Source organism: Chitinophaga sp. S165 (assembly GCF_003182155.1).
Taxonomy (GTDB): domain Bacteria; phylum Bacteroidota; class Bacteroidia; order Chitinophagales; family Chitinophagaceae; genus Chitinophaga.
The window spans coordinates 792,946-817,033 of sequence record NZ_QGTG01000002.1 but is presented as its reverse complement, the minus strand read 5'-3'; the positions used below and the strand labels follow the sequence as shown (position 1 = coordinate 817,033).

23 protein-coding genes and 1 tRNA gene are annotated in these 24,088 nt (G+C 46.7%); 16 read left to right on the top strand and 8 right to left on the bottom strand.

The window, feature by feature from the left end:
* Positions 1 to 293 precede the first annotated feature (293 nt).
* Positions 294 to 833: a hypothetical protein gene (locus C7475_RS11570; protein WP_110053507.1), complete on the top strand. Its 540-nt coding sequence runs from the start codon at positions 294 to 296 to the stop codon at positions 831 to 833.
* 250 nt (positions 834 to 1,083) lie between these two features.
* Here the strand turns inward: C7475_RS11570 and C7475_RS11565 are convergent.
* Positions 1,084 to 1,157 (bottom strand) — tRNA-Ile (locus C7475_RS11565).
* A 154-nt stretch (positions 1,158 to 1,311) separates the two neighbouring features.
* Here C7475_RS11565 and C7475_RS11560 point away from each other — a divergent pair.
* Entirely contained in the window at positions 1,312 to 1,926 is a 615-nt protein-coding gene (locus tag C7475_RS11560) for an HAD family phosphatase (protein WP_110053506.1), read from the top strand.
* 9 nt (positions 1,927 to 1,935) lie between these two features.
* Here the strand turns inward: C7475_RS11560 and C7475_RS11555 are convergent, their stop codons facing one another.
* The 3 genes from C7475_RS11555 to C7475_RS33520 all read right to left on the bottom strand — a co-directional run bounded on the left by C7475_RS11555 (position 1,936) and on the right by C7475_RS33520 (position 2,863).
* Positions 1,936 to 2,187, bottom strand: a complete 252-nt coding sequence (locus C7475_RS11555) for a DUF4834 family protein (protein WP_110053505.1) — start codon at positions 2,185 to 2,187, stop codon at positions 1,936 to 1,938.
* A gap of 90 nt (positions 2,188 to 2,277) precedes the next feature.
* On the bottom strand, positions 2,278 to 2,628 hold the full coding sequence (locus C7475_RS11550) for an NINE protein (RefSeq protein ID WP_110053504.1): 351 nt from the start codon (positions 2,626 to 2,628) through the stop codon (positions 2,278 to 2,280).
* Positions 2,621 to 2,863 carry a DUF2752 domain-containing protein gene (locus C7475_RS33520; protein WP_370445426.1) on the bottom strand — a complete coding sequence of 81 codons (243 nt, stop codon included), beginning with the start codon at positions 2,861 to 2,863 and terminating at the stop codon, positions 2,621 to 2,623. Before C7475_RS33520 ends, C7475_RS11550 begins: the two co-directional genes overlap by 8 nt.
* Before the next feature lie 260 nt (positions 2,864 to 3,123).
* Between C7475_RS33520 and rimP the strand changes: the two genes are divergently transcribed.
* From rimP to C7475_RS11515, 6 genes are all read left to right on the top strand, one after another.
* Positions 3,124 to 3,588, top strand: coding sequence for a ribosome maturation factor RimP (rimP, locus tag C7475_RS11540; RefSeq protein ID WP_233259826.1), 465 nt, complete (start codon positions 3,124 to 3,126; stop codon positions 3,586 to 3,588).
* A gap of 22 nt (positions 3,589 to 3,610) precedes the next feature.
* On the top strand, positions 3,611 to 4,858 hold the full coding sequence (gene nusA, locus C7475_RS11535; RefSeq protein WP_110053503.1) for a transcription termination factor NusA: 1,248 nt from the start codon (positions 3,611 to 3,613) through the stop codon (positions 4,856 to 4,858).
* Positions 4,859 to 4,982: 124 nt separating this feature from the next.
* The gene (gene infB, locus C7475_RS11530) at positions 4,983 to 8,573 is read left to right on the top strand and encodes a translation initiation factor IF-2 (protein WP_110053502.1); all 3,591 of its coding nucleotides are present in this window, start codon (positions 4,983 to 4,985) and stop codon (positions 8,571 to 8,573) included.
* An 88-nt stretch (positions 8,574 to 8,661) separates the two neighbouring features.
* On the top strand, positions 8,662 to 10,047 hold the full coding sequence (locus C7475_RS11525; protein ID WP_110053501.1) for a peptidylprolyl isomerase: 1,386 nt from the start codon (positions 8,662 to 8,664) through the stop codon (positions 10,045 to 10,047).
* Between the two features lie 134 nt (positions 10,048 to 10,181).
* Positions 10,182 to 12,029, top strand: a complete 1,848-nt coding sequence (locus C7475_RS11520; protein ID WP_110053500.1) for a class II glutamine amidotransferase — start codon at positions 10,182 to 10,184, stop codon at positions 12,027 to 12,029.
* A 201-nt stretch (positions 12,030 to 12,230) separates the two neighbouring features.
* A complete protein-coding gene (locus C7475_RS11515; protein WP_110053499.1) occupies positions 12,231 to 12,731 on the top strand; it encodes a histidine phosphatase family protein in 501 nt (166 codons plus the stop codon).
* Positions 12,732 to 12,733: 2 nt separating this feature from the next.
* Here C7475_RS11515 and proC read toward each other — a convergent pair whose 3' ends face one another.
* On the bottom strand, positions 12,734 to 13,534 hold the full coding sequence (gene proC, locus C7475_RS11510) for a pyrroline-5-carboxylate reductase (RefSeq protein ID WP_110053498.1): 801 nt from the start codon (positions 13,532 to 13,534) through the stop codon (positions 12,734 to 12,736).
* A 75-nt stretch (positions 13,535 to 13,609) separates the two neighbouring features.
* Between proC and C7475_RS11505 the strand changes: the two genes are divergently transcribed.
* Both C7475_RS11505 and C7475_RS11500 read left to right on the top strand, forming a co-directional pair.
* Positions 13,610 to 14,128, top strand: a complete 519-nt coding sequence (locus tag C7475_RS11505) for a thermonuclease family protein (protein ID WP_110053497.1) — start codon at positions 13,610 to 13,612, stop codon at positions 14,126 to 14,128.
* A gap of 71 nt (positions 14,129 to 14,199) precedes the next feature.
* Positions 14,200 to 17,511 carry a DEAD/DEAH box helicase gene (locus C7475_RS11500; RefSeq protein ID WP_110053496.1) on the top strand — a complete coding sequence of 1,104 codons (3,312 nt, stop codon included), beginning with the start codon at positions 14,200 to 14,202 and terminating at the stop codon, positions 17,509 to 17,511.
* Between the two features lie 80 nt (positions 17,512 to 17,591).
* Here C7475_RS11500 and C7475_RS11495 read toward each other — a convergent pair whose 3' ends face one another.
* The gene (locus C7475_RS11495; RefSeq protein WP_110053495.1) at positions 17,592 to 18,161 is read right to left on the bottom strand and encodes a helix-turn-helix domain-containing protein; all 570 of its coding nucleotides are present in this window, start codon (positions 18,159 to 18,161) and stop codon (positions 17,592 to 17,594) included.
* A 31-nt stretch (positions 18,162 to 18,192) separates the two neighbouring features.
* Positions 18,193 to 19,257, bottom strand: a complete 1,065-nt coding sequence (gene dusB / locus C7475_RS11490; RefSeq protein WP_110053494.1) for a tRNA dihydrouridine synthase DusB — start codon at positions 19,255 to 19,257, stop codon at positions 18,193 to 18,195.
* 93 nt (positions 19,258 to 19,350) lie between these two features.
* On the opposite strand from dusB, the gene C7475_RS33265 reads away from it, so the two are divergent.
* From C7475_RS33265 to C7475_RS32765, 5 genes are read left to right on the top strand one after another with little or no spacing between them, the layout of a single operon-like run.
* Positions 19,351 to 20,316: a CPBP family intramembrane glutamic endopeptidase gene (locus C7475_RS33265; protein WP_110053493.1), complete on the top strand. Its 966-nt coding sequence runs from the start codon at positions 19,351 to 19,353 to the stop codon at positions 20,314 to 20,316.
* Between the two features lie 30 nt (positions 20,317 to 20,346).
* A complete protein-coding gene (locus C7475_RS11480) occupies positions 20,347 to 20,568 on the top strand; it encodes a DUF2007 domain-containing protein (RefSeq protein ID WP_110053492.1) in 222 nt (73 codons plus the stop codon).
* 47 nt (positions 20,569 to 20,615) lie between these two features.
* Positions 20,616 to 21,503 carry a phosphatidate cytidylyltransferase gene (locus C7475_RS11475; RefSeq protein WP_110053491.1) on the top strand — a complete coding sequence of 296 codons (888 nt, stop codon included), beginning with the start codon at positions 20,616 to 20,618 and terminating at the stop codon, positions 21,501 to 21,503.
* A 25-nt stretch (positions 21,504 to 21,528) separates the two neighbouring features.
* Entirely contained in the window at positions 21,529 to 22,182 is a 654-nt protein-coding gene (locus C7475_RS11470) for a phosphatidylserine decarboxylase family protein (RefSeq protein WP_110053490.1), read from the top strand.
* Between the two features lie 36 nt (positions 22,183 to 22,218).
* Positions 22,219 to 22,470: a hypothetical protein gene (locus C7475_RS32765; RefSeq protein ID WP_146217526.1), complete on the top strand. Its 252-nt coding sequence runs from the start codon at positions 22,219 to 22,221 to the stop codon at positions 22,468 to 22,470.
* Positions 22,471 to 22,552: 82 nt separating this feature from the next.
* Here the strand turns inward: C7475_RS32765 and C7475_RS11460 are convergent, their stop codons facing one another.
* A complete protein-coding gene (locus C7475_RS11460; protein ID WP_110053488.1) occupies positions 22,553 to 23,251 on the bottom strand; it encodes a YjjG family noncanonical pyrimidine nucleotidase in 699 nt (232 codons plus the stop codon).
* 94 nt (positions 23,252 to 23,345) lie between these two features.
* Between C7475_RS11460 and C7475_RS11455 the strand changes: the two genes are divergently transcribed.
* Positions 23,346 to 24,050, top strand: a complete 705-nt coding sequence (locus C7475_RS11455; protein ID WP_110054042.1) for an SDR family oxidoreductase — start codon at positions 23,346 to 23,348, stop codon at positions 24,048 to 24,050.
* The last annotated feature ends 38 nt before the right edge of the window (positions 24,051 to 24,088 follow it).

Below are 24,088 nucleotides of genomic sequence, written 5' to 3'. Positions count from 1 at the left end.
GTCGTGAACCGGATGGCGAAAACCATCCGGCAAATTTCCTTACGTCAAGATAATAGGCTCCTCGCTACAGTTTATCCTTCTACAATATTCGAATAGGCTTTCTATCGGCTTTCTATCGGCTTCATATAAGGTTGTTATAAGGTCATCAAAAGGACATTTAAAGGTCATTTATATATCAAATCGATATTGAAGTGACCTTTAAATGATATTTTAATGTCGATTTAGTATCCTTATATGTACCTTAGAGAAGCGATATAGCAAACTTGTAGTACTAACCTCAAAACGACCTTTTTATGGCCATTGTTAAAGACAATATCCTCATGCAACTTGTACGGGGGACCCTCGGCAAGCAAATCACGATCTACGAAAGGAATGGGCAGATCATTATGGCGAAGAAACGCGGCCCTTCAAGGAAAAAGCCTACGCAAAAGCAGCTGGAAGCAAGGCTTAAGATGACCATTGCTTCAGCAAGGGCGCAGCTAATGCTGGAAGATCCGCAGATAAAGGCTTACTATCAGTCGCTGGCAGGACCGGGGCAAAACGCCTATAATATAGCGGTGAAGGATGCTTACCGCAGTCCTGAAGTCCAAAATATCAGGTTAGAAGACCAGGAAGTTGTAGTGACCGCCCAAAATGAGTTCCGGGTAGCAGAAGTGGAGGTAAAGGTAATAGACGCCGAGGGCGTTGTTACTGCGAGCGGCCGGGCATTTTTGGGCCGGAACGGCGTAGACTGGACTTATAAAACCACTGCGCTGCCTGCGGGTGGTAAAGTCATTGTGGTGGTGAAAAGTTTGCCGGGGAATCAAACGGTAAAAGAATTACTGCTTACATAGAAGGTATCTTCACTTGTTTACGAATGGCCTCTTTCGGATTGGGGATCACTCCCGAATGCGCTTTAATTTGCCAGCCGACATGGATTATTTGATATATCCTATTCTGTACTAAAAGTGGATAGGCGTAGCCGTGACCTAATCACGCGAATCCCCGGGTTTTCAACTTGATCCGGGATAACCTTCTGTTGCTTTCCTGTGCAAATGCAAAAAGGCTTTTAGCGATTGAATGCTAAAAGCCTTTTTTTTCGTGTGGTCCCACCAGGGCATGATCCTGGGACCCCCTGATTATGAGTCAGGTGCTCTAACCAACTGAGCTATAGGACCTGTTCTTTGCAGAACGAATATTTTGAAACTTTCTCGTGGGTTCCCTTTTCAGGGGACGGCAAAATTAATTATTTTTTATTCAATTATCCAATCATTTCAGATTTTTTTATTCCGGACGTATAAATTTGCACTTTCCCATTCAGCATTTCACCATATGAAAGGAATTAAACACATCATCTTTGATCTGGGCGGAGTTATTATCAATCTCAATTACCAGCTGACTTACAAGGCATTCGAGGAACTCGGGGTAAAAGAGTTCACCAGTTTATACAACCAGTTTTCGTTGACTACATTGTTCGACGATCTGGAAACGGGCAAGATCGAACCTGAACTTTTCCTGAATGAGATGCAGCAGCATACAGCGCCCGGTACCACTCACCAGCAGATCACCGATGCATGGAATGCAATGCTGCTGGATTTCCCGTTACGGAGGCTGCAGATATTACAGCAGTTAAGACAACATTACGGATTATACCTTTTAAGTAATACCAATGCCATCCACCTGCAAGCCTTTAATAAGATATTACAGGATAGCAGGGGCATCCCTTCGCTGGCATCGTTCTTTGATAAAGCTTATTATTCACACCTGATCGGGTTACGCAAGCCTGAGAAAGAGGCGTATCAGTTTGTGCTGGATGAGAATGGTCTGGAGCCTGCCGAGACCTTATTTATTGATGACACACTTCCCAATGTTGAAGGCGCCAAAGCAGTTGGCATACAAACAATACATCTCCTGCCACCAAAAACGATGGCCGATATCTTCAAATAACGGCGAAGACTATTTGATTTCTTCAAAATCCAGATAATCTCCCTTGTCGGCTTTTTTAGGAGCAGTTCGCTGCTGTTGTGCCTGCGCTGTTTGTCTTTGTGCTTGTTCCTGTTGCTGGTATTGACGACGGAGATGTTCCTGAATATCTCCCATTTGTCTGCGTACATGTTTGGTAGATTGGTACACAGGTACAATGAAGTCGAATACGAGTTTGTACAGCAACCAGAATACAAATGCTAAAAATGCGTATTTCAGTATCATGTAACAAATGTAGCAGTTAATCTGCTTTCAGGCCAGAGAAAAAAAAGCCTTTAGGTTTTCTTTAACAGCCGTGGAAGCAGATTAACCTGATTAAAGACCTAATAAAGCGGCACTTTCGAGAGCGGCTTTTTTATTGTATTCCCAGGCCAGCCGACGGTAGTTGATTGCGTCAACAATAGTACCTACCAGGCAAAGACCCAATGTTAAAATATATAATATGCCCATGCCGATCTGGTTCAGCAGGAAACGATGGATGCCGGCGGGGCCGATTAGACCGATGAGGCAGCAAATGAGCACTACCTGGGGGTCTTTTCTTCGTCCCTGGTAAATAGCCAGAAAGCGCTGACGGGTCTCAATGGAGTAATCGCGGGTAAGTTCCTGCAGCCATAGCAGTTCTTCCTGCTCAATACCGGGTAATGTAGCGAATGCGTGGTCAGTCATGTATAGTGATTTTAAGTTCTGCAAAAGATTGCCATTGCAGTTTGGCGAGTTGAAAAGTTCGGTATGTTAATATTATTACGGCGAATGGTCCGAGAGGATGGCTTTTCAGAGAAGCGCTCCATTCTCCATGTAATAGAAAATTGATAGAATGTCCAAGACCACATCCGGGGCACCAGGGTATTTCAAGTCTTTTGAGCAGACAGAAACTTTCGCCGTTGTGCTGACCGGGATCCATAAAAAATAATAGCAGCAGGGCTGCCGGCCACATGATCAATTCTATATTAATACGTTGTATGTATGCTTTAATTTGCATGCTTCATACCAGGGGGCGTAGTTATTATTATTTTTCCAAATCTATGTGTACAGGGCGTTTTCTCTCGTGAAATTATTTCATACAAGTTAAAGAAAATGTTCTTGGATCAAAATAAAATAGTAATTTTGCATAGGAAAATGATACTAACGAAGGGGACTGAGCGGTCCCCTTCTCGTTTTTTTATGGCAAACGAACAAGTGATAATAAACATCCGGGACATCGCAACAGAAATGCTTGCGCCTTATCCGGAATACTTCGTAGTAGATGTGCGGATAAAACCCACGAATAACGTAAAACTCTTTGTAGACGGGGATAATGGTGTACCGGTCGATAAACTGGTCGCATTTAACCGGAACCTGTATACCAGGCTGGAAGGTGCTAATTTGTTCCCCGACAACGATTTTTCCCTGGAAGTATCCTCTCCCGGACTAGACGAACCACTGAAACTTCACCGTCAATATGTTAAGAACATAGGTAGAAAGATAGCAGTTACTTTATTGGATGATTCCGAAAAAGAGGGGACCCTGTTGTCCATCACGGAGGAGAAGGTGACTATAGAGGAACTGGTGGGCAAAAAGAAAGAGAAAAAAACAACTGAAATAAATTTAAATGAAATCAAGCACACGAAGGTGTGCATCGTGTTTTAAAATATAATAATATAACCGAAACATGGCTAGTATTAACCTGATTGAGTCATTCACGGAGTTTAAAGAAGCGGAAAACATTGACCGCCCTACGTTGATGAAAGTGTTGGAAGATGTGTTCAAAACTCTTCTCCGTAAAAAGTATGGCTCTGATGAGAACTTTGACGTGATTGTAAATACTGAGAAAGGTGACCTGGAAATTCTACGCCGCCGTACCATCGTTACTGACGGTGAGGTGGAGGATGATAATGCCCAGATTGCTTATTCGGAAGCCATTTTAGTTGAACCAGACTATCAGGTAGGAGAAGACCTTTACGAGGAAGTAGAGATCATGGACTTTGGCCGCAGGGCCATCCTGGCTGCAAAGCAGACCCTCTCTGCCCGTATCGGCGACCTAAAAAAGAACATTCTTGTAAAGAAATATGCTGACCGTGTAGGTGAAATTGTAACGGGTGAAGTCTACCAGGTATGGAAAAAAGAAGTTTTATTGCTTGATGATGAAAGGAATGAGTTAATTTTACCTAAATCTGAACAAATTCCTACCGATTATTTCAAGAAAGGGGAAAATGTAAGGGCAGTAGTGAAAAAAGTGGAGATGAAGAACAATGCTCCGCTGATCATACTTTCCCGCACCCATCCTACCTTCCTGGCTAAATTGCTGGAAATTGAAGTTCCCGAGATCTTTGACGGCCTTATCGTAATCAAGAAAATCGTACGCGAACCTGGAGAAAGAGCTAAAGTAGCTGTAGAGTCTTATGATGACCGCATTGACCCTGTAGGTGCCTGCGTAGGTATGAAGGGTAGCCGTATTCATGGGATTGTACGCGAACTGCGTAACGAAAATATAGATATCATTAACTATACCTCTAATATACAGTTGTTAATACAGCGTGCGCTGACACCGGCAAGGATCAGCCGTATGGAGGTGGATAGTGAAAATAAATATGCTTCCGTTTTCCTCAAAGCAGATCAGGTGTCCCTGGCTATCGGTAAAAAAGGCGTTAATATTAAACTGGCCTGTGAATTAACAGGTTATGAAATTGACGTCTTCCGCGATGAAGAGCAGGAACAGGCTGAATTTGACATCGACCTGGGAGAATTCTCCGATGAAATCGAAGAATGGGTACTGGATGAACTCAAACGTATCGGTTGTGACACTGCCCGTAGTGTACTTGACCTGACGGTAGAGGAGCTGGTACGTCGCTCAGATCTTGAAGAGGAAACTGTAAGCGAAGTAAGAAGAATACTACAGGAAGAATTTGATAAAGAGTAGGTTCACACCACAACTTCCCCGGGATGTGGGCTTGCTCGACAGAAAGTATTTTTTAGTTATTGTTAATTGTTAAAAAGGAGTCCCGTTAGCTAACGGGAAAAATGGGGAGGCCCGAGATTACAATATGCCTGAAGTAACAAACAACACGCCACGATTGCTGGCTGCAGCCAAGGAGTTCAATATTGGTAAGGAAACGTTGATCGATTTCCTTGCTAATAAGGGCTATGATATGGGGGGCTTTGGCTCACCCAATGCCCGTCTTACGTCCCAGATGTATGCAGCTTTGCAGTCCGAGTTCCAGCAGGACAAGGCTAACAAGCGCAAAAGCGATCAGATAGCCCTGCCTAAAGGAAGTGTGTTAGATGCAATGAAGAAGAAAGAGAAGGAAGAAGCAGAGGCAGCAGCCAAGAAGAAAGAAGCAACTCCTAAAGAGGAACCCACACCCGCGGTCGCAGTTGAAGCGCCTAAACCCGAACCAAAACCTGAACCCAGGCCGGAACCTAAAGCAGAGCCAAAGCCCGAACCTAAACCGGAGCCGAAGCCTGAACCTAAACCCGAGCCTAAACCGGTACCGGTAGCGGAAGAAAAACCTGTTGTTAAAACAGAAGAGGCACCTAAAGAACCCGTCGTTGCTCCTCAACAGCCCGTTGCTGAGAAAACGCCGCCTGTGCAAACACAACCGGAAACTCCGGAAGTAATAAAAACAGACGCTCCAAAGATCAATGGCCCGAAAGTCGTAGCCACTATTGACCTGGATGCTCTGAATAAACCAAAAAGACCTCCTGCGCCACCACCTACGGCAACCAAAAAGCCGGAACAGGAGGAAAAACCAGTTGTTGCAAAACAACCGGAACCTGTTGCCAGTGATAAGGACAAGGTTAAAGAACCAACTCCGCAACCACAGGCACAAACACAACCGCAACCCGTTGCACAGCAACAGCCTCCGGTAGAAGCAGCCAAACCTGCACAACCAGAAGCGAAACCGCAGCAACCCGTTCAGCCACCAGTACAAAACGTACAACCAGTACAACAAGAAAAAACAACGGCTCCTGCTGCTGAAAAACCTGCTGTCCCCGCTGTGGAAGAGAAACAAGCGCCGGCAGCCGAAAAACCGGCAGCTGCCCAGGAAAAAACAAAAGAACCGGCAGAAGCGAAAGAACAACCCGCACACAAACCGGCCGCACAGCATATGGACGAAGTTGCAGCAGACATTGCATCAGACCAGGGTGATAACGGAGGAACCGCCGTTATTGAAAATATACAGGCCGAAAAACTCAGCGGTCCGAAAGTGATCGGAAAAATAGAGTTGCCTGTACATTCAGAAAGACGTGACAACAAGGGGAACAGTAATTTCAACCGTGGTGGTGGCGGCAATAACAATAATGCCGACAATAACCGCAAGCGGAAACGTATCATTGTTGAAAAGAAACCTGAACCTATTCAGCCAAACGATCTTTCTAAAGGAGGGAACGCCGATAACCGCGGTCCTGGTAACCGTGGAGATTTTAACAGGGATAACCGTCCCGGCGGAAACCGCGACAATCGCGGTGGCGACAATACCAACAGACCTACAGGCCCAAGCAGACCTCACGCAGCGCCTAACCGCGATGGCCGCCCAGGCGGACCAGGTGGTAACAGACCTGGCGGTGGTCAACATGGTGGCGGTAACCGCCCAGGCGGACCGGGTGGTAACAGACCGGGTGGCGGCCAGCACGGTAACAGACCAGGAGGAGGCCAACACGGTGGTAACAGACCAGGAGGCTTCGGTAACAACCGCTTCGGTGACCGCGACAGGAAACCTGAGGATAAAGAAATCGATAAGAACGAGATCCAGAATAAGATCAAGGAAACCATGGCCAAAATGTCTGGTGGTGGTAACCGCGGTAAGAATACTAAAGCCAAACAACGCCGTGAGAAACGTCATGAGCTCGCAGAGCAAATGGCTAACCAGGGGGCTGAAGGCAATAAACTCCAGGTAACTGAATTCGTATCTGTAAGCGAACTCGCTAACCTGATGGATGTAAGCTTTGCCGAAGTGATCTCAAAATGTATGGGACTTGGTATCATGGTGTCTATCAACCAGCGTCTGGACGCAGAGGTAATAGAACTGGTAGCAGGAGAGTTCGGTTATGAAGTGGAATTCATCGGCGTGGACGATGCAGATGAAATAGAAGAAGAAGAAGTAACAGACAACGAGGAAGATCTGATCCCAAGAGCGCCTATTGTGACCATCATGGGTCACGTAGACCATGGTAAGACCTCCTTACTTGACTATATCCGTAACGCAAACGTAGTTTCCGGTGAGGCAGGGGGTATTACCCAGCACATCGGTGCCTACCAGGTAGTTACCGCTTCAGGTAAAAAGCTCACCTTCCTGGATACTCCAGGTCACGAAGCCTTTACCGCGATGCGTGCACGTGGTGCCAAAGTAGCGGATATCGCCATCATCGTAATTGCGGCAGATGACGCCATCATGCCACAGACACGTGAAGCGATCTCCCACTCACAGGCTGCTGGTCTGCCGATGGTATTCGCCATCAATAAGGTGGATAAAGACGGTGCTAACCCTGAAAAGATCAAAGAACAACTGGCAGGTATGAACCTGTTGGTGGAAGACTGGGGTGGTAAATACCAAAGCCAGGAAATTTCTGCCAAGAGCGGTCTGAATATAGACGTCCTGCTGGAAAAAATACTCCTGGAAGCTGAATTGCTCGAACTGAAAGCCAACCCGAACAGGGAAGCTTCAGGTAGCGTAATCGAAGCATCCCTCGATAAAGGCCGTGGTTACGTAGCTACCCTGCTCGTACAAAACGGTACCCTGCATCAGGGCGATACCATCGCTTCCGGTTCTAACTTCGGTAAGATCAAGGCAATGTTCAACGAACGCGGTCAGCGTGTTGACTCCGCAGGACCATCCGCTCCTGTACAGGTGCTCGGTCTGAACGGTGCACCGCAGGCTGGTGAGAAGTTCCGCATGTTCGAAGATGAATCTGAAGCAAAAGAAGTGGCTAACCGCCGTGCCCAGATCATCCGTGAACAAGGTATCCGTACGAAGAAACACATCACGCTGGATGAGATCGGACGCCGTCTTGCCCTGGGTAACTTCAAACAGCTCAACCTCATCATCAAGGGTGACTTTGATGGTTCCGTAGAAGCATTGAGCGACTCCCTGCAGAAACTCTCTACCGAAGAGATCGTAGTGAGCGTGGTACACAAGGCAGTAGGTCAGATCACCGAGTCCGACGTATTGCTGGCAACCGCTTCCGACGCTATCATCGTAGGTTTCCAGGTACGTCCTTCTTCTCAGGCATCCAAACTGGCAGAGAAAGAGAACATCGAGATCCGTACTTACTCCATCATCTACGACGCTATCGACGAACTGAAGAGCGCGATGGAAGGTATGCTGGAGCCGAAGATCGAGAAGAAAGTGGTGGCCAATGTGGAGATCCGCGAAACTTACCGCTTCGACAAGGTAACCGTTGCAGGTTGCTTCGTACTGGACGGAAAGATCACCCGCAACACCCGTGTGAACCTGGTGCGCGAAGGTATCGTGATCTACACCGGCGAACTGGCCTCTCTGAAACGCTACAAGGACGACGTGAAGGAAGTTGCTTCCAACATGGAGTGTGGTCTGAGTATCAAAAACTACAGCGCTCTACAGGTAGGAGATATCGTAGAAGGCTTCGAAGAAGTAGAAGTAAAGAGGACTTTATAATCAGTATAAACTTTTGTTAAAAAAATAAGCCGCACAATAGCGGCTTATTTTTTATTGGCTATTTTTGGAATTCACTGCACTCGTTAACATGAATAAAATTTTTGCACTTTCTGCGGGTACGCTGCTCCTCTGTCAGATGGGTATGGCCCAGCAGAAAATGGTAGCTGATAAAATTGCAGCTATAGTGGGGGATAAAATCGTTCTCAGATCAGACATTGAAGGAGAAATGGTCAATCTGCAGCGTTCTACTGTGGATAATACCCTGCCTCCCAATGCTCCTTGTATGATAATGGAACAGATCATCGCCCAGAAGGTGATGGTTATGCAGGCAGAAAGAGATAGCTTGCCCGTAAGCGAACAAGATGTGGACGGTCAGATAGAAAACCGTATCCGTTACTTCGAAGATCTGTACGGTAGCCGTGAGAAAATGAAAGAAGTGACCGGGTATTCCATATACCAGCTACGTGAGCGCTTCCGTCAGCCTATTAAGGAAGGGCTGCTTGCAAAGGCGATGCAGGACAAGATCACCAGTTCAGTGAAAGTAACACCTTCCGAGGTTAAAAAATATTTCGACGCTATTCCAAAGGACAGCCTCCAATTCTATGAATCTGAGCTGGAAATCGGACAGATCGTAATACAGCCCAAAGCCACCAAGGAAATGGACCAGTATTCCATAGATCGTCTGTTGGAATTCAAAAAACAGGTGCAGGAAAAAACCAGTGATTTCGGTCGTCTCGCGATACTCTACTCAGAAGATCCCGGCGCTAAAGAAAATAAAGGGGTATACATCCTGAACCGTAATGACAAACAATGGGATCCAGACTTCCTGGCTGCATCCTTCCGTCTGAAAGAAAATGAGATCTCTTCGCCAATCAAAAGTCAGTTCGGTTATCACCTGATCCAGTGTATCAAACGCCAGGGTGACAACATCACTGTACAGCACATCCTGCTGAAGCCAAACGTAACCCGTAACGACCTGGCCGAGGCTACCAAGAAACTGGACAGTATCCGTCTGGTTATCCTGAACGGAAAAATGACTTTCGGTGAAGCAGTAGTGAAATACAGCGATCTGCCAATGGCAAAATTTGACGGCGGTATGCTCCAGAACAGAATGAACGGTAGCTCCCTGATCACCATCGACCAGCTGGACCAGCCTTCAGAAAGAGACATCGTACTGCTGTTAGATACCCTGAAACCAGGTGGTATCTCCAAACCGATGCCTTATATCGATGACCAGCCAGGCGGCCGTAACGGTGTTCGTATTATTTACCTGAAAACACGTACACATCCGCACAGAGAGAATATGACCGACGATTATGCCCGTATCCAGCAACGCACCCTTCAGCTGAAACAGGCGGAAGCCCGCGACAAATGGTTAAGGGAAAAGATCCCGACATATTATATCCATGTGGAAGACGAGTTTAAACAGTGCAGCCACATCGCCCAGTGGATAGGAAGTATAGCAAAACAATAACACATATAATTCAATAGCAATCCCCGGTATAATACATACCGGGGATTGTTCGTTTATAGCCCTATTGCATTTATCAATAGGCGTTGGGGGTTCGGCTTTTTACCCGTAACTTTGCGCCTTCAATTCTAATAGGGATGAGTGATGCCATAAAACATGAATGCGGATTAGCGTTTATCAGACTTAGAAAGCCGTTCTCATATTACCAACAGAAATACGGAACTGTTTTCTACGGCCTCAACAAGTTGTACCTCCTCATGGAGAAACAACATAACCGCGGACAGGACGGAGCAGGTATAGCCACAGTGAAGTTAAACACAGAACCAGGAGTACCATTCATGCATCGCCTGCGAAGCAGCGCACCGCAAGCCATCGGAGATATCTTTGCCAAGGTCAGAGACGAAATAGACGAAATAGAGAAATACCAGCCGGAAATCACTAAATACCCAGGCCTCATGAAAGGCCACATACGTTTCCTCGGGGAACTTATGATGGGCCACCTCCGCTACGCGACTCAAGGCAAGAACAATGTAGAACTCTGCCACCCTTTTGTACGTCACAATACCATTCCTGCACGCAACCTCGCACTTGCCGGTAACTTCAACCTCGTAAACGTAGATGAACTGTTCAAGTTCGTGAACGTTGAACCTGGAGAAACCCACCGCAATAGTGACCTCGCTGCTATGCTGGAAGTATTGCATCACTTCCTGAGTAAAGAAGATGAAGAGAGACGTAACGGACTGGATGTGAAAACCATCCTCCAACAGGCTTTCTCTATGTTCGACGGAGGTTACCATGTATGCGGATTGATCGGTAGCGGAGACGCTTTCGTAATGCGCGATGCACACGGTATCCGTCCTTCTTATTACTATGTGAATGAGGATGTCATCGTTGCCGCTTCTGAACGCGCTGCCATCCGTACCGCTTTCAATGTGGGTGAGAATGAAGTACTGGAACTGATGCCCGGTAACGCCCTGATCGTAAAAGAGAACGGGGAATACAGCGTAGAACAGATCCTCGCACCGAAAGAACGCCGCGCTTGTAGCTTCGAACGTATCTACTTCTCTCGCGGGAACGATGAAAAGATCTATAAAGAGCGTACCGCTTTAGGTTATAACTTGTCAGAAACCGTGCTGAAAAGCATCGATAATGACCTTCGCAATACTATCTTCTCCTTCATCCCAAACACCGCAGAAATTGCCTTTTATGGCATGTTGAAAGGGCTGGAAGACTATCTGAACAAGATAAAGATAGAGCGTATCATGGCGTGGGGGAAAGATTTTGATGAAGAAAAGCTATCGGAAATGGTCAACCGCCGTATCCGTATAGACAAGATCGCCATCAAGGATGTAAAAATGCGCACCTTCATTGCTGCTGATACCAGTCGTAATGAAATGGTACAACACGTTTACGATATCACTTATGGTACTGTACGTCCGGGAATAGACACCCTGGTTGTAATAGATGACTCTATTGTACGTGGTACTACTCTCCGTGAAAGCATCATCAGGATGCTGGACCGTCTGGGACCAAAACGTATCATCGTGGTATCATCCGCTCCGCAGATCCGTTATCCGGATTGTTATGGTATCGACATGAGTAAGATAGGAGATTTCGTTGCCTTTAAGGCCGCTATTGAGCTCTTAAAGGACCATGGCAAGGAACACATCCTGCAGGAAGCCTATGGCCTTTGTCTGGAGCTACAGCGTACCAATACACTGCATGCACAGAACGTAGTGAGGAACATTTACAAACCATTCACGACTGAAGAGATCTCCGCCAAGATCGCTGAGATCATTACTCCGTCCAACATCAGTGCTAAAGTAGACGTAATCTACCAGTCCATTGAAAGTTTGCATAAAGCATGTCCGAATAACCTGGGCGACTGGTATTTCACTGGTAACTTCCCGACACCGGGAGGAAACCGCGTGGTGAACAAAGCGTTCATGAATTACATGGAAGGCAAAAACGAAAGAGGATATTAAAAATAGAAAAGGGCTCGTTTGAAACGGGCCCTTTTTCATTATGATGCCATTATTAAATTTCCTTTAAATCCACTGTTCTTAGCCCTGTAGAGCCCCCTATACTACACTTACTTTCAGTAAAATCCGTAAATTAGTTAGTATTAAATACTAATTCAGATCGCGAACAGCAATCTCTTTTCGCTACATAATAACATTGTTGTTATGAAAACATTATTACTTATCCGTCATGCCAAATCAAGCTGGAATGACCCCGACGTAGACGATTTTGACCGGCCCCTGAATAAGCGCGGCAAACAGAATGCCCCTGAAATGGCACACCGCCTGTCTCACCGTGGTATCATGCCTGAATTGCTTATTGCAAGCCCGGCAAAACGTACCAAGAGTACGGCGCGGCTCATGGCCAAAGAATGGCACTATGACAAAGACGCTATCCTCCTGGAGGAAGAGTTGTACCTATGTTATGCTTCAACCTTTTTGAAAGTGATCACTAAAGTAGATGATGACATAGATACGGTCGCCATTTTTGCACACAACCCCGGTATTACCGACTTCGCCAATTATGTAACCCAGGAGATCAGGATTGATAATATTCCCACCTCCGGTATGTTTGCTGTTCAGGCCAATATCCAGTCCTGGAAAGACTTTGACCGTGCCCGGAAGTCCTTCCTTTTCTTTGATTATCCCAAACAGGAAGTTGTCTGAAGTTAATCCTTGGCTATCTTGTTATAAGATACCGTAATTCCCTTTATCAATGAGGAACTGAAACCCTGATGTTCCATCTCATTAAGACCTGCAATAGTGCAGCCTTTAGGAGTTGTAACCTTGTCTATTTCCTCCTCCGGATGACGGTTCTCTTTAATGAGCAATTGGGCTGCTCCTTTCACGGTCTGTGCCGCGATCAGGTTTGCCGTGCGTGCGTCAAAACCGATCTCGATACCTCCCTGTATACTTGCCCTGATAAAGCGCAGCGCATAGGCAATACCACAGGCTCCCAGCACTGTTGCTGCGTCCATCAGTTTTTCGTCAATACTGACAGCAACGCCCAACTGACTGAACATCTCGTTCACATAAGCTTCCTGCTGTTGCGTCACGTTCTTATAACAGATACAGGTCATCGACTCCTGTATAGCAATTGCTGTATTGGGCATCGCACGTACTACCGGCATACCGGCGCCTGCGATCTGTTCCAGGTCGTCAATGGAAACACCGGTTATCACGCTGATCAGGATCTGGCGTGAGGGATCAAAGGCCTGTTTTACCTGTGCCAGCACTTCCCTTACATTGTAAGGCTTCAGCGCCACCACGATCACTTCAGCGCCCCGTATAGCGGTTTCATTGTCAGAAATTGTTTGGACTCCTATTGATTGCAGATCACTCAGTGAAGCAAGATTACGTTTGGTCACAGTCAGGTCCGCAGGCGTTGAAAACCCGCTATTTAGCAGTCCCTGTGCTATCGCTTTCCCCAGGTTGCCACCACCGATGATGGCTATTTTCTTGTTAGACATGTTCACATATTACTTTAAATCCTTCGGAAGGTAGAACAAAAATTTGTTACTTCGCATCCCTAAATCCAGCGTGTAATGCAGAAAGTATTTTATTGTGCGGTCTTGTGCCTTATCCTATGTCTATTCACTCAATTGACGAATGCAGCCAAACCTCCGAAGAAAGTAAAGGGAAAAGTGGTGCGCATCATGGATGGCGATACTTTCGAACTGCTGGTGAACAAAACAACTTATAAGATACGCTTAAGTGCGATCGATGCGCCGGAAAAAGGACAGGATTTTTATCAGAGAAGTAAACAGGCGCTTGCAGATCTTTGCTTCAATAAAACAGTCACAGTAGAATTGCTGCGAAAAGATAGATATCAACGCTGGATAGGGGAGGTATATAGCGCCGACGGTCAGTATATCAACGGCAGGATGATCTCTGACGGATATGCATGGCACTATACCGAATATTCTAAAAGCGCACCGCTGGCAGCTGCACAGGCAACTGCAAAAAGACAGAAACTGGGATTATGGTCATTATCAAAACCAATAGCTCCCTGGATCTACAGGTCGGATAAACGAAAAGACAAAACACATCGTAAAGCGGCTTAATGCTTTTTACTTATCTTGCTGATTACTTCATTCGTTTACAGTTTTAATGATTGTTGACCTGTCTGTTGAATATGTCAGTGAATAAGCTCAATGCACCAACACACGTACTTACCGGTCAGGCATGTTATATGCGCCTGCAGGAAGCGGCCGGCAAGCCGTCTCCTACAGATACGCTGCGACAACTCCGGCAGTTGCTCGAACAACTATTCCGCTATCTTACAAAAGAAGAAACACGCAGTTTCGGCAACCTGTTTGCTCGTATGCAATTCTTCTTTGACAAACATTCCGTCCCGGCAGCCTTACAAGAGCAGCTCACTGCCCTTCGCATACTCACGCACAAAGCTGTTATCGGTACGCTGATCGCCGACGAAGAGCTGTCGCTTATCTGCATACAGACGATGGCCCATGCCATACAACACTTTTACGAAGTTCCCATCCCGCCGGTATTAGAACAACAATACACCTCCGTAAAAGATCGCGTATTACGTTATACACCGCAATTTTCTGCGACCCTGATTCCACAGTTAAAATGCCTCATTACAGATATCGGGCCTTTGCAGAAAAGGCCGGACCAGGCGCCGTATTTCCTGTTAAGCTGCCGTAATGATGATCTGGGAGCATTTCAGCTGATGATCTCCGAAAGCGTGTACGCACACACCACCTTACTGCATAAGCAACTGCGTGCTTATGATACGGTGCACATACTGCATTGCAGTAAGACTGAAGCGCCAGATCTGTATGAGGCTGTAAATACCACCAGGATCATCCTGGAGCCAGACCTGCTGATTGATATCAGTGATCTGGCTGAATGTTTCGGCCCGCGCGGAGCAGGTAAACTGCTCTACCTCGTAAAGAAACTGGTACCGCAAACTCCAGGTATTGCCGCTTTTAAAGGGAATGTGGTAAACGCATTGCTGGATAATGTGTTACGCAACCCGGAAATGGACCTACGCCAGTCATTCGTGGATGCCGTGTCAGAAAATGTACTTCAGGCGGCAGCTTACGGCCGTACAGAACTAAACAATATGTTCACGGATATCCGTACAAAGCACTGGCCTAACTTGTTACAATCTGCGGCGGAATTACATAACCGCCCTGTTAGAATAGAACCTACCTTTTTTTCCGCTTTATATGGCCTCCAGGGACGACTGGACATCCTGGCGGAAGACGAGGGTGATGCCCTCCGCAAAGAGATCTTCGAGTTGAAAAGTGGCCGCTGCCCTGATTACGGAGCATGGAAGAATCATGAAATGCAGGTAGTGGGATACAACCTGTTGTTACAATCTGCATTTGGCAATGAGCGGCGTGGCAGTTCAGCTATCCTGTATTCCTCCGCCAACGATACGCCACTCAGGAATGTGAGCAGTAACCGGCCGGCAGAAAATGAACTGCTTGTACTTCGTAATGAAGTAGTATCCCAACTGCTACGTCTCGCAGCCGGCGAATATGAGATACTTGACCAGATCACTATCGATGCGGCAGAAGGCCTTCCTTCTTTCATTACCACACACTTTACTGCCTTTCACGAAGCATATACGACAGCATCTCCGTTACTGCGGATATATTATCAGCAATTTCTGTCCTTCATGCTGCGGGAATACCTCCTTGCCAAGTGCGGCATGTATTCCGCGCCAGACAGGGAAGACGATTCCGAAGGCTTCGCAGCCCTCTGGCTACTGTCGGAACAGGAAAAGCTGGAACGTTTTAATATCATTCCCGGATTGCAGTTCCGCCATTTCGATGCGGAAAGCAGCACGGTGGTTTTCAATATCCATATACCGGTTAATCATAACTTCCGTACCGGCGATACTGCTATTATCTACCCACGGTCTTCCGACGGGCTCTTTCCCCTGCGGCACCAGGTGCTGAAGGGCAGAATAGATGCATTGGGAAAGGCCAGCCTTACCTTTTCACTGAACAACCGGCAGATAGCACATGACTTCTTCGGCCGGCAGCAACTGTGGGTTATAGAACACGATATTTACGAGTCCAACTACTGGGTTGCTGCTACCGCATTGTTTCATGTACTGGAGCCTCGTTTTATACAACGGATGGAACTGCTGCTGGGACAACGTGCCCCCCTTACTACACCGCTTGACATTCCTTGTCCGCAGATGTTTAACGACAATCAGCAAAGCATTCTGCAGGCGGCACTGGAGGCGCAAGATTATTATCTGGTACAGGGGCCTCCGGGAACAGGTAAAACATCCGCATTATTGACAGCTTTGGTATCCGCCCTGGTAAACACCGGTACCCAAACAACTATTGTCGCTTTTACGAACAGAGCGGTAGAGGAGATCTGCCGGAAGCTGGACGACAAGGGTATTTCCTATCTCAGAATGGGTAGCCGCCGTTCAGCGGCTGAAAGCCAGCTGCGCCAGTATTGTCTGAACGGAGACATTGAGGGCGCCGGAAAGTTTATCACCAGTCAGCAGGTATTTGTAGGCACTGTAGCTACCATGGCCACACGCCTGCATCTGTTACAACTACTGGGCGTCAAGATGGATACGTTGATTGCCGACGAAGCCTCCCAGCTCACGGAGCCACAGCTACTGGGTTTACTGATGCCTTTCCGGAAGTTTATCCTGATAGGAGATCACAACCAGCTGCCACCTGTTGTGGCACAGGCAGATCACTTCTGCCAGGCTACGCATCCCTTACTTACCACGCAAGGCATTACAGACCTTCGTTGTACCTTATTCGAAAGACTGGTCCAACGTTGTAAAACAATGCAATGGCATCATGCATGGGGAATGCTGAACACACATTTCAGGATGCACAATGATATTGCGTCCCTTATCAATCACTACTACGCCGGACAGCTCTCAGCGGGGAACGCCATACAATCATTTCCATATAGTCCAGAAGAGCATACCGGTACAGATAACTGGTCGGCCGTACTTTCCAAGGGACGTACGCTCTTTATTCCCAGTCCGCACGAACCCACTTCTAAAATGCACCGTACGGAAGCACAGCAGGTAGTGTCCCTATTACGGCATCTTAAAGAAAAATATGGCCATCGTTTCAATAGCGGGACGGTAGGCGTGGTTACGCCCTGGCGTACACAGATAAGCCTGATCAGGGAGCTGATAGGAGAGGACGAACAACTGCAGACCGTTAACATTGATACGGCCGAGCGGTTCCAGGGAGCAGAAAATGATATCATCATCGTTTCACTGGCAGTATATCATCCGGTACAATTGGGCCAGTTACAAAATCTTGGCGCCTTTCACTGGGAAGATAGCAGGGTAGAGGTTGACAGGAAGTTGTTGGTAACACTTTCGCGGGCAAGGCATCAGGTGATCGTGATGGGGCATGAGCCGGCACTAAGGGCCAGCAGGCATTATGCGAACCTTCTGAACAGCATGGTCAGGTGTTCGTAAGATATAAAAAGCCATCTGTCATGAAACAGATGGCTTGTATGTCAGACAACATCATATGATCATTCCTGGAAAACCAGGCTTTAATCCAGTGTTACATGGCTCCAGTTTTCCCCGCTTTTTATGCGGTAGAGTTGCATTTCGCTGATATCAAATTGTTCAGCGATCTGCTTCATGGTCTTCCTGCCAGGTTTTGCCAGCAGGCGTTTAATACTTTTTACTTTGGTGATGTTCAGCTTAAGTCCTTTTACACGGTTCCGCTGCTTTTCTTTATAGGCCAGCTTAGCGGGGCTGAACTGCTGATGAGCTTCCATTTCCTCTTTAGTAGCCCATTGCAGATTGGTGGATTTATTATTTTTCTTATCGTAATCCATGTGGATAACGAACTTGTAGGTACGTCCCGGCTTCTTATTAAACAACTTTGCGACTTCCCGGTGAAGGTAAAGGGACTGATAACTGTCCGCAGGCTTTACATTTAGCACTGTATAGCCCTCCACTGTGGATCCGGACAACAATTTCCCGTCTGAAATATCTTCGTAATAGCTAATCACTCTTCCCATGTTAGATACTGCATACTTTTTACGCAGGGCAGATTTATTTTTAATCTGCAAGTCTTTCCAGACTTCATTTTTCAGATTTTTAATCGTGGCCATGTGAAAGAAATTTAATAGTTGAACCTGGGGTTTATCCGTAAACGTTACAATCTGCTACTTCATTTTTTGCTGGCAGTAGGCTTTGGTCAGTAAGGGGGGATGTCCTTTCAATTATATGATCTTTGTAATGCAATGCTATCGAATCTAACACTTCTTCTACAGCTGCCAATGTACTGCAAGTTACTAATTGTTGCCTGAATTCTTTGATATGAGGTAACCCTTTCAGGTAATTGGTATAGTGTCTTCGCATTTCAAGTATTCCCACAATATGTCCTTTCCACTCTACTGAATGCCGCAGGTGCTTTTTACACACTTCCACCCGTTCCAAAACAGATGGGGGAGCCAAATGTTCACCCGTTTTCATAAAATGTTTTATTTCATTGAAGATCCACGGATATCCGATCGCGGCACGTCCTATCATAACGCCGTCCACCCCATATTTCTGACGGGCCGCTATAGCCTGTTCCGGGGTACATATGTCCCCGTTACCGAATATAGGTATATGAATACGCGGATTGTTCTTGACCTTTCCGATCAGTGTCCAGTCGGCATGTCCCTTATACATCTGCGTACGTGTACGTCCATGGATGGTCAGCGCCTGGATGCCTACATCCTGCAGGCGTTCGGCCACTTCCTCAATGTTTTTCGTATCATCGTCCCAACCCAGGCGGGTTTTTACGGTTACCGGCAAACGGGTCGCTTTTACTACGGCCGCTGTCAGTTTAACCATTTTGGGAATATCTTTCAGAATACCAGAACCGGCCCCTTTACAAACCACTTTTTTCACCGGACAGCCATAGTTGATGTCCAGGAGATCGGGGTTAGTGGCTTCCACTATCTGGGCAGCCATCGCCATTGGTTCTTCGTCCCCTCCGAATATCTGAATGCCCACAGGGCGCTCATAATCAAATATATCCAGCTTCTGCCGGCTCTTGATCGCATCACGTATAAGTCCCTCCGAAGAAATGAACTCTGTATACATCAGGTCCGCACCGTTCTCTTTACACACCGCACGAAAAGGCGGGTCACTAACATCCTCCATTGGAGCGAGCAATAGCGGAAAATTGCCCAATTCTATATTGCCAATCTTTACCATTTTATCATTTGTAAGGCCGACCTCCTTCTCCGGTAAATCCGGAAAGCAATTGTCAACTCGATTTCACAGTGTAAATTTACGCAAATTTAATCTATGACAGGCCGTTTGAAGCAATATCCGCCAGCTTTACAATTCGCAGCATTTGTTGGCTTATTTCTGATATTTATAATCTTGTACGTGTTTTTCCTGGCGTTCGTATTCCCGCTGATCAGCGGTTACTCCTTGACTACACTCCAAAGTGAGCTGTCTACTGCTGAAGATGTGCTTCGTCCCGTATCCCCTAAAGTTCTCGGCTATCTGAAATTAACGCAATTTTTATACACTTTGGTAGTTTATTTACTGCCTCCCATATTTTTTGCCTTTTTGGTGGATAATCGCCCTGGGAACTGGTTAAGAATAGATCAAAAACCCCGCTTCCTGCCTATCATATTGGCTTTTTTAATTATGACCGTAGCTATTCCCTTCGTTAGTTATACCGGCGACTGGAATCATACCTGGCCCTTCCCGCCCGAACTCAGGAAAATGGAGGAACAAACGGCCGCCCTTACCCGGATATTACTCAATATGCCCGATATCTCCAGCCTCCTCTTTAACCTGGTGCTTATCGCTATCCTCCCTGCCATCGCAGAAGAATTCTTTTTCAGGGGTGTTGTACAACGTCTTTATATCAAAATGATGCCCGCTATGCCATGGCTGGGGGTATTCATCGCAGCCATATGCTTCAGCGCTATTCATATGCAATGGATGGACTTCATTCCCCGCCTGCTGTTAGGTTTTCTCCTGGGCGCCATCTTTTACCTGAGTGGTAACCTCTGGTTGTCAATCCTGGGTCATTTCCTGAACAATGGCCTGCAGGTGTTCCTGGTCTATCTTTACCAGGCAAAAATGATCAAAACAGATCCGATGTCCGACAGCCCTACCCAATGGTATATAGCAGCTATCAGCCTCGCATTGACCATTGGCGCCATCTGGCTCTTTGACAAACAAACCATGCCCGGTGAAAAAGAACATGACCACCGTGACGACTTTAACGACAATATTGAATCAATCGGGAAGTAATCGTACTTTAGCCCTAACAAACAGAGTATTATGGAAAAAGACTGGGTGAAAATTTATTATACTAACCAACTGTTCCGTGCTGAGATCATCAAGGGAATGCTGGAAGAGAACGGGATCAATGTAGTGCTCATTAACAGGCAGGATTCCTCATACCTGGTGGCATTGCCCGGCATGGTGGAACTGTTTGTGCATAATTCCCAGGAGGCCGATGCCAGACAATTACTGGCACAAAATCCGGAGGGACTTGCCTAACAACTGCCTTCGTTTAACACATATTTAAAAACAATTGACCTTTCAGCATGAAAACTTTCTTTACCCGCACAGCTACAGCCCTTGTTTTTGTGGCCGTGATGCTCGGCGGGATCCTATATAGTCCGTTCACTTTCTTTTTGCTCTTTTTCCTGATCAACTTCTTTGCGCTGCAGGAGTATTTTAAGCTCATCCGCCATATTGATCCTGACTACAATAACATTTCCGGCTGGCACAAAACCGGCTTGCTGGTGGCCAGTTCGGCTTTGATCATGGCTTTTACGGGAGAGCACTTTTCGTCTTCCGCTAACCTCTCCCTGGGTTTCCTGGGCTGGTGGTTGACGATCATCTTCCTGCTGATCATGCCCATCGGTGAAATCCTGCTCAGTAAAGACTTCTCCCTGAAGAACATGGGCTACTCCGCATTGGGACTGGCATATATCACCCTTTCCCTGGGTTTGCTGGTACACCTCTGCCTGAATTACGATACCATCCATTTCACCGACACAACTGTGGGCACCGGCCCCGGATGGCTGATCCCTTTACTGCTGATCGCTTTTATCTGGATCAATGATACCATGGCTTATATAGTAGGTTCCCTGATAGGACGTACCCCATTTGCACCCGCTATTTCTCCTAAAAAGACCATCGAGGGTACAGTAGGAGGGATGATCCTGGCGGTAGCTGCTGCCGGCGTATATGGTCATTTCTGGGGCAGCACGTACCTTTCCCTGCAACATTGGCTGGTACTGGCCGGTATAGCCGCCACTTTCGGTACCGCAGGCGATCTCATCGAGTCAAAACTGAAGCGTATGGCCGGTGTAAAAGATTCCGGCAATATTATGCCCGGCCACGGAGGATTCATGGACCGCTTTGATTCCCTCTTACTGGCAGCGCCTTTTGCCTGGTTATATGTACATTTCTTTGCAATGAATTAACTTCGCACCAAATAACACAACAACAATGAAGATCCACAGAGAAGGATTAGCTACCATTTTACTGACTTTTGCTGTTCTGGCCCTGCTGAACGGCGCCTTAATCTACTTTTTTGGACATATGCCGCTTCTCTGGAAGTCTGTGGCAACCTTTTCCGTGGTTTTGTTCCTGTTTATCATTTCCTTCTTCCGTATCCCTGCCAGGGAAATGAAATTGGACGAATCCCTGGTAATTGCCCCTTGCGACGGTAAAGTAGTAGTGATCGAAGAAACCTATGAACCTGAGTATTTTAAAGACAAACGCCTCCAGGTGTCGATCTTTATGAGCCCTGCCAACGTACACGTGAACAGGAACCCTATCAGCGGACAGGTAAAATTGTCCCAATATCATGCTGGTAAGTACCTCGTTGCATGGCATCCGAAATCTTCTACAGAAAACGAGCGCCATACAGTAGTGATCGGTAACGGAAAAACAGACATCCTCGTAAGGCAGATCGCCGGTGCACTGGCACGTCGTATCGTGAACTATCTGAAACCTGGTATGCAGGTAGTACAGAATGAGGAACTGGGTTTTATTAAATTCGGTTCCAGAGTAGATATCTACCTCCCTGTAGGCACTCAGGTGAACGTTCAACTGGAACAGGTAGTGAGAGGAGGTCAAACAGTGATCGCTACTATCTAACTAATTGGTTATATTTAACAGCATAAAACAGCTTTCATGAAAAAACTGATCATCGCAACATCCGCTATATTATTTTTTGCCGGAGCAACCTTTGCCCAGGAAAAGACAAAAGAAGCTTCCTGTTGCAAGAAGTCGGCTACCACTGCTGCATGCTGTAAAAAAGACCAGGCTGCGAAAGGTAATGCCTGCTGCAAACAACCCAGCAAAACAGCTGCACTGCGCACAGCAGCAGCTAAACCGGCTAAACCTGCCCAGCCAGCTCCTGCAACTAAACCATCAGGAAAATAGATCAGTACAAAATAGCAGAAAGTCCATTTCTCATCAATCACTGATGAAAAATGGACTTTCTTATTTTTACACAGGTCCTGTACTACAGGATCTGTTTCAATTCATGCAGACTATTGATAACAAAGGTAGGCTTTAAATCCCCGTTTGCTGGTACCAAAGGATTGAAATACACCTGGTCTATTCCCGCATTAAAGGCGCCGAGAATGTCAATATCCAAAGCATCTCCGATCATGATACTGCTATCTGCCGTAGCGTTGGCTTTAAGGACGGCATAATCAAAGATCTCCTTGTAGGGTTTCAGGCTACCGGCAGACTCTGAAGTGATCACATGTGTGAAAAAGTGATCGATGCCGGAACTTCTCATCTTACGTAACTGTACCTCTTCAAATCCATTAGTGATCATATGCAGCGGATAATTCTTCGCCGCCAGGTACTCCAGCACTTCTTTGGCATGTGGGAACAAGGCTGTTTGCGTAGGCAATTCTTCCAGGAACTGAGTGCCCAGTGCTTCACACAACTTCTCATCACCGATCTTAAAATCAAGCAGCGTCAGGCGGAAACGTTTGGTGCGAAGATCATTCCGGGTGATAAATCCTTTACGGAAACGGTCCCACAGCTTCTCGTTATACACCATGTACGTATTGTGAAATTCCTTAAAAGTGGGTACTCCACGGCTTTCCAGGTTATGTGCGTGATACAGCTGCTCCAGGACCAGGCTGGCATTGGTTTCAAAATCCCATAATGTGTGGTCCAGATCGAAAAATATATGCTTGTATTTCATTTTGCCAACAATCCTTAATCAACTGCAAAGATACTCATTAGGCTGGGAAGCACATTTTTTACTATTTTCCATGTTCTTTAATCTAAGTAGTAATATGAACGCAGTAATTACCGGAGCCAGTAAAGGAATAGGAAAAGCCATCGCGGAGAAGCTGGCCAGAGAAGGATTTAACGTAGCCATCTGCGCCCGCAACGCAGCTCACCTGGAGAAGACGGCGGCAGATATCCAGGCCATCAACCCCTCCGTTAAAGTACTTGCCATCCCTACAGATATGGGCCAGAAAACAGCAGTACTGGCATTTGCAGAACAGGTAAAGGCTGCCTTCGGCGCCATAGACATACTTGTAAACAACGCTGGTTTATTCATCCCCGGGGGCATGACCGACCAGGAAGACGGATTACTGGAAAACCTCATGTCAATTAACGTTTACAGTGCATATCACCTTACCCGGCAGTTACTGCCTGATATGAAGGCAAACCGGAAAGGTCATATTTTTAATATGTGCTCTACTGCCAGTTATACCTCATATCCGAACGGGGGCGCCTATAGCATCACAAAGTTTGCTTTGCTCGGTTTTTCCCGGAACCTGCGGGAGGAATTGAAGCCTCATAATGTAAAAGTGACCTCCCTTAGTCCCGGGCCGACATGGACGGCTTCCTGGGATGGCTTTGAGGCCCCTCCCGACAGAATGATGAACCCTGAAGACGTGGCAGACCTGATATGGGGGGCATATACCCTTTCAAAACAGGCCGTTGTGGAGGAAGTTATCATGCGGCCAATGCTGGGCGACATAGCATAAACCCTTTACCAGCAAGCACTTCCAACATTATATTGATT

Coding starts and splice junctions, on each gene's coding strand:
- C7475_RS11570 (WP_110053507.1), top strand. CDS start 294: ATGGCCATTGTTAAAGACAATATCCTCATGCAACTTGTACGGGGGACC.
- C7475_RS11560 (WP_110053506.1), top strand. CDS start 1,312: ATGAAAGGAATTAAACACATCATCTTTGATCTGGGCGGAGTTATTATC.
- C7475_RS11555 (WP_110053505.1), bottom strand. CDS start 2,187: ATGATACTGAAATACGCATTTTTAGCATTTGTATTCTGGTTGCTGTAC.
- C7475_RS11550 (WP_110053504.1), bottom strand. CDS start 2,628: ATGACTGACCACGCATTCGCTACATTACCCGGTATTGAGCAGGAAGAA.
- C7475_RS33520 (WP_370445426.1), bottom strand. CDS start 2,863: ATGGATCCCGGTCAGCACAACGGCGAAAGTTTCTGTCTGCTCAAAAGA.
- rimP (WP_233259826.1), top strand. CDS start 3,124: ATGGCAAACGAACAAGTGATAATAAACATCCGGGACATCGCAACAGAA.
- nusA (WP_110053503.1), top strand. CDS start 3,611: ATGGCTAGTATTAACCTGATTGAGTCATTCACGGAGTTTAAAGAAGCG.
- infB (WP_110053502.1), top strand. CDS start 4,983: ATGCCTGAAGTAACAAACAACACGCCACGATTGCTGGCTGCAGCCAAG.
- C7475_RS11525 (WP_110053501.1), top strand. CDS start 8,662: ATGAATAAAATTTTTGCACTTTCTGCGGGTACGCTGCTCCTCTGTCAG.
- C7475_RS11520 (WP_110053500.1), top strand. CDS start 10,182: ATGAGTGATGCCATAAAACATGAATGCGGATTAGCGTTTATCAGACTT.
- C7475_RS11515 (WP_110053499.1), top strand. CDS start 12,231: ATGAAAACATTATTACTTATCCGTCATGCCAAATCAAGCTGGAATGAC.
- proC (WP_110053498.1), bottom strand. CDS start 13,534: ATGTCTAACAAGAAAATAGCCATCATCGGTGGTGGCAACCTGGGGAAA.
- C7475_RS11505 (WP_110053497.1), top strand. CDS start 13,610: ATGCAGAAAGTATTTTATTGTGCGGTCTTGTGCCTTATCCTATGTCTA.
- C7475_RS11500 (WP_110053496.1), top strand. CDS start 14,200: ATGTCAGTGAATAAGCTCAATGCACCAACACACGTACTTACCGGTCAG.
- C7475_RS11495 (WP_110053495.1), bottom strand. CDS start 18,161: ATGGCCACGATTAAAAATCTGAAAAATGAAGTCTGGAAAGACTTGCAG.
- dusB (WP_110053494.1), bottom strand. CDS start 19,257: ATGGTAAAGATTGGCAATATAGAATTGGGCAATTTTCCGCTATTGCTC.
- C7475_RS33265 (WP_110053493.1), top strand. CDS start 19,351: ATGACAGGCCGTTTGAAGCAATATCCGCCAGCTTTACAATTCGCAGCA.
- C7475_RS11480 (WP_110053492.1), top strand. CDS start 20,347: ATGGAAAAAGACTGGGTGAAAATTTATTATACTAACCAACTGTTCCGT.
- C7475_RS11475 (WP_110053491.1), top strand. CDS start 20,616: ATGAAAACTTTCTTTACCCGCACAGCTACAGCCCTTGTTTTTGTGGCC.
- C7475_RS11470 (WP_110053490.1), top strand. CDS start 21,529: ATGAAGATCCACAGAGAAGGATTAGCTACCATTTTACTGACTTTTGCT.
- C7475_RS32765 (WP_146217526.1), top strand. CDS start 22,219: ATGAAAAAACTGATCATCGCAACATCCGCTATATTATTTTTTGCCGGA.
- C7475_RS11460 (WP_110053488.1), bottom strand. CDS start 23,251: ATGAAATACAAGCATATATTTTTCGATCTGGACCACACATTATGGGAT.
- C7475_RS11455 (WP_110054042.1), top strand. CDS start 23,346: ATGAACGCAGTAATTACCGGAGCCAGTAAAGGAATAGGAAAAGCCATC.